The organism is Pedobacter sp. 01N416, assembly GCF_056399685.1.
This window is the reverse complement of record NZ_JBFTRT010001036.1, coordinates 1-587: the sequence shown is the minus strand read 5'-3', so window position 1 is coordinate 587 and position 587 is coordinate 1. Positions and strand designations below refer to the sequence as shown.

General features: G+C 38.0%; 2 protein-coding genes. Both read left to right on the top strand.

The features are described 5' to 3' along the window. Window positions 1–214, top strand: a 214-nt coding sequence (locus AC1DND_RS29105) for a hypothetical protein (RefSeq protein ID WP_477586484.1), incomplete at its 5' end; no start/stop codon positions are given. Beyond that, a partial coding sequence (locus AC1DND_RS29100; RefSeq protein ID WP_477586482.1) for a hypothetical protein occupies window positions 207–587 on the top strand: 381 nt, incomplete at its 3' end. The genes AC1DND_RS29105 and AC1DND_RS29100, both read left to right, overlap by 8 nt.

Genomic DNA, 587 nt, shown 5'->3' with positions numbered 1-587 from the left:
TTATCAGCATTTTTCGATTGAAACCATTTATAGTCCTACGGTTGCTTTCCCATGGAAAAATGCCAACACTTTAGTATGCAGCACTTTTAACGGACAGCTGGATTTCTCTTTTATGTCAAACGAATCATTTCTTCGGGAATTTGAAGCCTGGCAGATCAAAGACAGGGTAATGGAACTGATTAAGGAAAATTTAAACGAATTGGCCAATGTCTGATAAAGTGGAATACGATGAGCGGGCAAAAGTGTCGAACTGGCGAAAGTTTGTGCGCAAAAACCTGCTGATACACCTTATCCCAAACACGGCATTGAATACTATAGTGCCATATTTTGCTTTTAAAGCGCAAAATTCGGTGCATTTATTTAGTGGAGAGCAAAATCTGGCCAGGTTTTTATTGCCAATGTCGTTGCTCCTGCCCTTCATGATTACCCTTGATATTTTAAAAAAAATAAAATTACTGCAACACTCTGGCGCCATTAACTATAAGATAGACGAAAAAATTACAGGTTATCCTTTTATATTGAAAAAAGCAGGTTTAAATGGCTTGTACAGCATTTTGGTGGTATTTGCATTGATGCTCACACTGCAC